A 7,303-nucleotide genomic window follows, 5' to 3' on the forward strand; every position below is an offset into this window, starting at 1 on the left:
GGGCGATGGCCCCGGGGCCGACCACGGCCCAGCGCAGTGGCGGAAGCATGTCGGTCGAACTCATCGTGCCGTGCAGTATGCGGCCGGCTAGCATCGCGCCATGGCACTCGACACCTGGCTCATCTATCTCGTGGCCGCGATCGGCCTGTCGCTCTCGCCCGGCCCCAACGGCCTGCTCGCGCTCACCCATGGCGCGCTGCACGGCCGGCGCAAGACGCTGTGGACGATCTTCGGCGGCTCCGTGGGCTTCGTCGCCGTGATCGCGCTGTCGATGTTCGGCATCGGCGCGCTGCTGCAGACCTCGCTGGTCTGGTTGACGGTGCTGAAGTGGTTGGGCGGTGCCTACCTCGTCTGGCTCGGCGTGCAGGTGTGGCGCTCGCCGCCGATCGGCGTGGAACTGCAGGCGACGGGCAGCGTACGCGGCGGCGGGTCGCTGTTCCGCCAGGGGCTGCTGTCGGCGGCCACCAACCCCAAGGGCATTCTCTTCTTCGCCGCCTTCCTGCCGCAGTTCATCGACCCGGCGCGCAGCCTGTGGCTGCAGTTCGTCATCATGGCCGGCACGTTTGCCGGCATCGAGGTGGTGACGGAGTTCGTGATCGCCAGCACCGCGCACCGCATCCGGCCCTGGTTGCAGCGCGTGGGCAAGCGCTTCAACCAGGCCTGCGGCGGTGTCTTCGTGGCGATCGGCGCGGCGCTGCCGCTGCGCGCCTAGGCGGAAGCCGCCGACTCGCGCAGCGCGATGTCGAGCAGGTCGTCGACCTGCTCGATCGGCAGTGCCTGCTGCAGCGCGGATGCATCACGCGCGCCGCCCGCGACGAGCGGCCTGCGGTGAGGCGGCATGGGGCGGGTGGTCAGGTCGATCATCGTGCCGACCACGCGCGTGGCCAGGCCGCTGGCGTCGCGCGAGACCACGCGGCCGCGCGAGAGCACGGTGCGGTAGCCCGCGCCGTTGCTGCGCAGCCGGAAGTGCATCGCGTAGCGGTCGGCATGGCCGTCGAGGTGGCGCCGCAGCGAGCCCAGCATGCCGTCGAAATCATCGGGGTGCACGCGGCAGCGCCAGAACCAGGTGCTGTCGGCCGCGGCGATGCCCGCAAAGCCGAATCGGGCTTTCCAGGGCGGCGAGTACTGCACAGTCTCCAGCCGGGGGTCGAGGTCCCACACGCCGAACTGCGCAAGCTCCAGCGCCTGCAGCCAGCGGTGTTCTTCGGGTGTGGGGCGCGGCATGGGTCAGTGCGATGCGTCTTTCGAGGTTCCGCCATTCTTGCCGCACTGCAGCACCGCCCTGCGTGTGTGCACCGCGGCGGGTGTGGCGTTTGCCGCACTTGTCCGCGCCGCTCGCATGGCGGATCGATCAATCGATGACGACCTTCGCGTCCCTGACCAGGCGCGCGAACTTCTCCGTCTGCTCGCGCACCTGGCGAGCCATCTCGTCGGCGCTGTTGCCGATGGGCTCGGCGCCGATCTCGGCCATGCGCTGGCGGAACTCCGGCGACTGGATCACCTTGACCATCTCGGTGTTCAGGCGCGTGACCACTTCCTTCGGCGTGCCTGCCGGCGCCAGCACGCCGAACCAGGTGCCGATGTCGAAGCCCTTGAGCCCGGCCTCTTCCAGCGTGGGCACGTCGGGCAGCGCTGCCGAGCGCCTGGCCGTGGTGACAGCCAGCGGACGCAGCTTGCCCGCCTTGATGTGCGGCAGCACCGGTGTCACGGTGTCGAACGACATCGTGATCTGGCCTCCGAGCAGGTCGGTGGCCAGCGGGCCGCTGCCCTTGTAGGGAACGTGCACCAGCTCCGCGCCGGTGAGGTTCTGGAAGTGCGTGCCGATCAGGTGCTGCGCCGTGCCGTTGCCGTTGGAGCCGTAGGTGTACTGCCCCGGTTTGGCCTTGAGCATCGTGACCAGCTCGGCCACGCTCTTCGCCGGCGTGGACGCATTGACCACCAGCACGTTGGGTACCTGGGCGATCACGGTGATCGGTGCAAGATCCTTCTGGAAGTCGTAGGGCAGCTTGCGGTAGACGCTGGTGGCGATGGTGTGGTGCACCGCGCCGACCAGCAGCGTGTAGCCGTCCGCCTTCGACTTCGCGACATGGTCGGCGCCCAGCGTGGCACCCGCGCCCGGCTTGCTCTCGACGATCACCGTCTGGCCGAGCGCGGGCTGCAGCTTCTCGGCCAGCGCGCGTGCCAGCACGTCGGTGGTGCCGCCGGCCGGGAAGGGCACGACCAGCGTGACCGGCTTCGAGGGCCAGGCCTGGGCCTGCGCGGCGCCGGCGGCCAGCGTCAGCAGCGGCATCGAGAAGGCGAGCGCGAGGGTGCGCAGCCCGCCGAGGTGGGCTTCGTGGGTCTTCATGCGTGTCTCCTGGAGTGGTGGCGGTCCGAGCGGCCGCCGGTTGTGTGCGGGTTCAGGCCACCCGGCGCAGCGGCGTGCCCGCCACCCGAGCGCACACCGCATCGGTGACCTGCTCGGTGGTGGCGCGGCCGCCCAGATCGCGGGTGTGCAGCGACGGATCGGCCGTGACCTGCTCGATCGCCTGCATGACGCGCGCCGCCGCCTCGACTTCGCCGAGGTGCTCGAGCAGCATCACCACCGACCAGAAGGTGCCGATCGGGTTGGCCAGTCCCTGGCCCATGATGTCGAAGGCCGAGCCGTGGATGGGTTCGAACATCGAGGGGTAGCGGCGCTGCGGGTCGATGTTGCCCGTCGGCGCCAGCCCCAAGCTGCCGGCCAGCGCGGCCGCCAGGTCGGAGAGGATGTCGGCGTGCAGGTTGGTGGCGACCACGGTGTCGATCGTGGCCGGCCGGTTGACCATGCGCGCGGTCATCGCATCGACCAGCTCCTTGTCCCAGCGCACCTCCGGGTACTCGGCTGCGATCTGGGTCGCGATCTCGTCCCACATGACCATCGCGTGGCGCTGCGCGTTGCTCTTGGTCACCACCGTCAGCAGCCTGCGCGGACGCGAGCGGGCGAGTTCGAAGGCGAATCGCATGATGCGCTCCACGCCGGCGCGGGTCATCATCGAGACGTCGGTGGCGGCTTCGATCGGATGGCCCTGGTGCACGCGGCCGCCGACGCCGGCGTACTCGCCCTCGGAGTTCTCGCGCACGATCACCCAGTTCAGGTCGCCCGGGCCGCAGCGCTTGAGCGGCGCGTCGATGCCCGGCAGGATGCGCGTCGGCCGCACGTTGGCGTACTGGTCGAAGCCCTGGCAGATCTTCAGCCGCAGGCCCCACAGCGTGACGTGGTCGGGGATGTGCGGGTCGCCGGCCGATCCGAACAGGATCGCATCGTGGTGGCGGATCGCGTCCAGCCCGTCGGCCGGCATCATCACGCCGTGGCGGCGGTAGTGGTCGCCGCCCCAGTCGAAGTCGTCGAACTCGAAGCGGAAGCCGCTGCCCGAGGCCACCAGCGCCTCCATCACGCGCCGGCCGGCCGGCACGACCTCCTTGCCGATGCCGTCGCCGGGGATGGTGGCGATGCGATAGGTCTTCATGGGCGGGCTCCGTTCCTCGGGCTGTTGATCCGGTCCGAATGGTGACGGCGCCGAGCGGCGGCGGACGCCGCAGGACGCAAAGCGCTGTTAACCTGAAGTCAACGATCCTGCCGATCAGGAGCATTTATGGCCCATTCGATCCAGCCCGCCGACCTGCGCTTCTTCTCCGTGCTCGCCGGCGCCGGCAGCCTCAGCGCCGCCGCGCGCGAGCTCGGCGTGACCACGCCGGCGGTCAGCAAGCACCTGGCGCTGATGGAGTCGCGCCTGGCCGCGCCGCTGGTCAACCGCACCACGCGGCGCATGAGTCTCACGCCCGAGGGCGAGCTGTACCTCGAGCAGGCGCGCCGCATCCTCGGCCAGATCGACGAGATGGAGCAGCTGCTCGGCGCCGCCAAGGCCGAGCCCACCGGGCTGCTGCGCGTCAATGCCACGCTGGGTTTCGGGCGCAGCCACGTGGCGCCGCTGATCTCGCGTTTCGTCCGCAGGCATCCGCAGGTGGAGGTGCAGCTGCAGCTGTCGGTCAACCCGCCGCCGCTGGCCGACGACGCCTTCGACGTCTGCATCCGCTTCGGCGCGCCGCCCGATGCACGGGTGATCGCACGCCGCCTCGCGCCGAACCGGCGGCTGCTGTGCGCCTCGCCGGCCTACCTCGCGCGCCGGGGCATGCCGCGAACCCCGCGCGACCTCGTGCGCCACAACTGCATCGGCATCCGCCAGGGCGAGGAGGCCTACGGCGTGTGGCGGCTGGCCAGCGGCCGCGGCCGCCATGCCGCCACCGAGACGGTGAAGATCCGCGGCAACCTCACCACCAACGACGGCGAGATCGCGGTCAACTGGGCGCTCGACGGCCACGGCATCCTGATGCGCGCCGAGTGGGACATCGAGCGCTACCTGCGTAACGGCCGCCTGGTGCAGGTGCTGCCGCAGTACGACACGCCGGACGCCGACATCTACGCCGTCTACCCGCAGCGGCACCAGATGGCGGTGCGGGTGCGCGCCTTGGTCGACTTCGCCGCGCAGACGCTGGCGCCGAAGGGCTGATGCGCCCGCGCCTCAGCGCCGCCCCAGCGGCAGCGCCGTCTTGTAGCGCACCTGCTTGAGCGCGAAGCTGGAGCGGATCTTCTCCACTTCCTTCATCGGCGAGAGCTGCTCGAGGATGAAGCGCTCCAGCGCGGCCATGTCGGGCACGGCCACGCGGATCAGATAGTCGGCATCGCCCGTCATCAGGTAGCACTCCATCACCTCGTCGCGCGCGGCGATCTTGGCCTCGAAGGATTCGAGCGCGGCGCGCGTCTGCTGCTTCAGGCTGATCGAGATGAACACGTTCAGGTGCAGGCCGAGCCGCTGCGCGTCGAGCAGCGCCACGTACTGGCGGATCAGGCCGCCGGCTTCCATCGCCTTCACGCGCGCGAGGCAGGGCGAGGGCGACAGGCCGACGCGCCGCGCCAGCTCGACGTTGGACAGGCTGGCGTCGGCCTGCAGTTCGCGCAGGATGCGCAGATCGATGGCGTCGAGGTTCATCGTGCTGTCGAGTGATTGATCAGCGGCACATCATGCTGCAAGACCATGATCCCGGCAGCGCCTTCGGTCACCCATGCCGGTGGGACGTGCCTACAGTGCAACGCTCCAGGAGACTCCGATGAGCGACCCTTCCATCCAGCCCCGGCTCGCGCAGGCCGCGCCCTTCACCGACAGCGACCCGGCCGAGACCACCGAGTGGCGCGATGCGCTGGCCTCGCTGCTGCAGGCAGCCGGCCCGCAGCGCGTGCGCGAGATCATGGACATGCTCGCGGCTGCCGCGCGCGCGCCGGAAGTGGGCTGGCAGCCGGCGCTGGGCACGCCCTACGTCAACACCATCCCGGCCTCGCGCCAGCCGGCCTTCCCGGGCGACCTGGCCGTCGAGGAGCGCCTGGCCTCGCTGATGCGCTGGAATGCGCTGGCGATGGTGGTGCGCGCCAACCAGGCGCATGGCGAACTCGGCGGGCACATCGCCAGCTACGCCAGCGCAGCCGACCTGTTCGAGGTCGGATTCAACCACTTCTTCCGTGGCGAGGGCCAGGGCGGGGGCGACCTGGTCTTCTACCAGCCGCACAGCGCGCCGGGCGTCTATGCTCGCGCCTTCCTCGAAGGCCGGCTGAGCGAAGACGACCTCGCCCACTACCGCCAGGAGATCACCGCCCGGCGGCACGGCATCAAGGGCCTGTCGAGCTATCCGCACCCCTGGCTGATGCCGGACTTCTGGCAGTTCCCTACCGGCTCGATGGGCCTGGGGCCGATCAGCTCGATCTACCAGGCCCGCTTCATGCGCTACCTGCAGCACCGCGGCCTGCTCGACACCTCCGCGCGGCGCGTCTGGGGCGTATTCGGCGACGGCGAGATGGACGAGCCGGAGAGCATGAGCGCGCTGACGCTGGCCGCGCGGGAGAAGCTCGACAACCTGATCTGGGTGGTGAACTGCAACCTCCAGCGGCTCGACGGCCCGGTGCGCGGCAACGGCCGCATCATCGACGAACTGGAGACGCTGTTCGCCGGCGCCGGCTGGCGTGTCATCAAGCTGGTGTGGGGCTCCGACTGGGACGGCCTGTTCGCGCGCGACACCGAGGGTGCGCTGGCGCGCGCCTTCGCCAGCACGGTGGACGGCCAGTTCCAGACCTTCGCCGCCAAGGACGGCCGCTACAACCGCGAGCACTTCTTCGGCCAGGATCCGGCGCTGGCCGCGCTGGCCCAGGGCCTGACCGACGAGCAGATCGACCGCTTGAAGCGCGGCGGCCACGACCTGGTGAAGATCTTCGCCGCCTACCACGCCGCCACGCTCACGCGCGGCCGGCCGACGGTGATCCTCGCGCAGACCAAGAAGGGCTACGGCATGGGCGAGGCCGGCCAGGGCCGCATGACCACGCACCAGCAGAAGAAGCTCGAGCGCGAGGACCTGATCGGCTTCCGCAACCGCTTCGACCTGCCGCTCACCGACGAGCAGGCCGAGTCGCTCACGTTCTACAAGCCCGCCGACGACAGCCCCGAGATGCGCTACCTGCGCGCGCGCCGCGAGGTGCTGGGCGGCTTCGTGCCGGCGCGGCGCAGCGCGGCCGCACCGGTGGCGGTGCCGCCGCTGGCGCGCTACGGCGAGTTCGCGCTCAATGCGGACGGCAAGGAGATGAGCACCACGATGGCGTTCGTGCGCATGCTCACCGCGCTGCTGAAGGACGCGCAGCTCGGACCCCGCGTGGTGCCCATCGTCGCCGACGAGGCGCGCACCTTCGGCATGGCCAACCTGTTCAAGCAGGTCGGCATCTACTCCTTCAATGGGCAGACCTACGAGCCGGAGGACATCGGCTCGGTGCTCAGCTACCGCGAGGCCACCGACGGGCAGATCCTCGAGGAGGGCATCAGCGAAGCCGGCGCGATCAGCAGCTGGACGGCGGCGGCCACCAGCTACTCGGTGCACGGCCAGGCCATGCTGCCCTTCTACATCTACTACTCGATGTTCGGCTTCCAGCGCATCGGCGACCTGATCTGGGCCGCGGCCGACCAGCGCTCGCGCGGCTTCCTGCTCGGCGCCACCGCCGGGCGCACCACGCTGGGTGGCGAAGGCCTGCAGCACCAGGACGGCTCCAGCCTGCTGCAAGCTGCGGCGGTGCCCAACTGCCGCGCCTACGACCCCTGCTTCGCGGGCGAGTTCGCGGTCATCCTCGACCACGGCATGCGCCAGATGATGGAGCGGCAGGAAGACGTCTTCTACTACGTCACCCTGATGAACGAGAACTACGCCCAGCCCTCGCTGCCGGCCGGCGTGGAGCGCGACATCGTCAAGGGCC

General features: G+C 70.3%; 7 protein-coding genes. 3 read left to right on the top strand and 4 right to left on the bottom strand.

Features of this window, described 5'->3' with window-relative positions; translation table 11 throughout:
- The first annotated feature begins 100 nt into the window (after nt 1-100).
- Nucleotides 101-712: a LysE family translocator gene (locus AB7U92_RS17980; RefSeq protein ID WP_428579974.1), complete on the top strand. Its 612-nt coding sequence runs from the start codon at nt 101-103 to the stop codon at nt 710-712.
- On the opposite strand, the gene AB7U92_RS17985 is transcribed toward AB7U92_RS17980, so the two are convergent.
- From AB7U92_RS17985 to AB7U92_RS17995, 3 genes are all read right to left on the bottom strand, one after another.
- Nucleotides 709-1,224, bottom strand: coding sequence for a PAS domain-containing protein (locus AB7U92_RS17985; RefSeq protein WP_428579977.1), 516 nt, complete (start codon nt 1,222-1,224; stop codon nt 709-711). The genes AB7U92_RS17980 and AB7U92_RS17985 overlap by 4 nt on opposite strands.
- A 127-nt stretch (nt 1,225-1,351) precedes the next feature.
- Nucleotides 1,352-2,347: a Bug family tripartite tricarboxylate transporter substrate binding protein gene (locus tag AB7U92_RS17990; protein WP_428579980.1), complete on the bottom strand. Its 996-nt coding sequence runs from the start codon at nt 2,345-2,347 to the stop codon at nt 1,352-1,354.
- A gap of 52 nt (nt 2,348-2,399) precedes the next feature.
- Nucleotides 2,400-3,488: a tartrate dehydrogenase gene (locus AB7U92_RS17995; RefSeq protein ID WP_428579983.1), complete on the bottom strand. Its 1,089-nt coding sequence runs from the start codon at nt 3,486-3,488 to the stop codon at nt 2,400-2,402.
- A gap of 126 nt (nt 3,489-3,614) precedes the next feature.
- On the opposite strand from AB7U92_RS17995, the gene AB7U92_RS18000 reads away from it, so the two are divergent.
- Complete coding sequence (locus tag AB7U92_RS18000; protein WP_428579985.1) at nt 3,615-4,529, top strand: LysR substrate-binding domain-containing protein; 915 nt, start codon at nt 3,615-3,617, stop codon at nt 4,527-4,529.
- A 12-nt stretch (nt 4,530-4,541) separates the two neighbouring features.
- On the opposite strand, the gene AB7U92_RS18005 is transcribed toward AB7U92_RS18000, so the two are convergent.
- Nucleotides 4,542-5,009, bottom strand: coding sequence for an Lrp/AsnC family transcriptional regulator (locus tag AB7U92_RS18005; protein WP_428579987.1), 468 nt, complete (start codon nt 5,007-5,009; stop codon nt 4,542-4,544).
- A 118-nt stretch (nt 5,010-5,127) separates the two neighbouring features.
- Between AB7U92_RS18005 and aceE the strand changes: the two genes are divergently transcribed.
- Nucleotides 5,128-7,303: pyruvate dehydrogenase (acetyl-transferring), homodimeric type (aceE, locus tag AB7U92_RS18010; protein ID WP_428579990.1), on the top strand; the 2,176-nt coding region annotated here is incomplete at its 3' end.

Source organism: Piscinibacter sp., assembly GCF_050175855.1.
In the GTDB taxonomy this organism is placed as follows: Bacteria; Pseudomonadota; Gammaproteobacteria; order Burkholderiales; family Burkholderiaceae_C; genus Piscinibacter.

Excerpts from the sequence above, each read along its gene's own strand:
- AB7U92_RS18000 (WP_428579985.1), top strand. The coding sequence starts at position 3,615 with ATGGCCCATTCGATCCAGCCCGCCGACCTGCGCTTCTTCTCCGTGCTC.
- AB7U92_RS17980 (WP_428579974.1), top strand. The coding sequence starts at position 101 with ATGGCACTCGACACCTGGCTCATCTATCTCGTGGCCGCGATCGGCCTG.
- AB7U92_RS18005 (WP_428579987.1), bottom strand. The coding sequence starts at position 5,009 with ATGAACCTCGACGCCATCGATCTGCGCATCCTGCGCGAACTGCAGGCC.
- AB7U92_RS17990 (WP_428579980.1), bottom strand. The coding sequence starts at position 2,347 with ATGAAGACCCACGAAGCCCACCTCGGCGGGCTGCGCACCCTCGCGCTC.
- AB7U92_RS17995 (WP_428579983.1), bottom strand. The coding sequence starts at position 3,488 with ATGAAGACCTATCGCATCGCCACCATCCCCGGCGACGGCATCGGCAAG.
- AB7U92_RS17985 (WP_428579977.1), bottom strand. The coding sequence starts at position 1,224 with ATGCCGCGCCCCACACCCGAAGAACACCGCTGGCTGCAGGCGCTGGAG.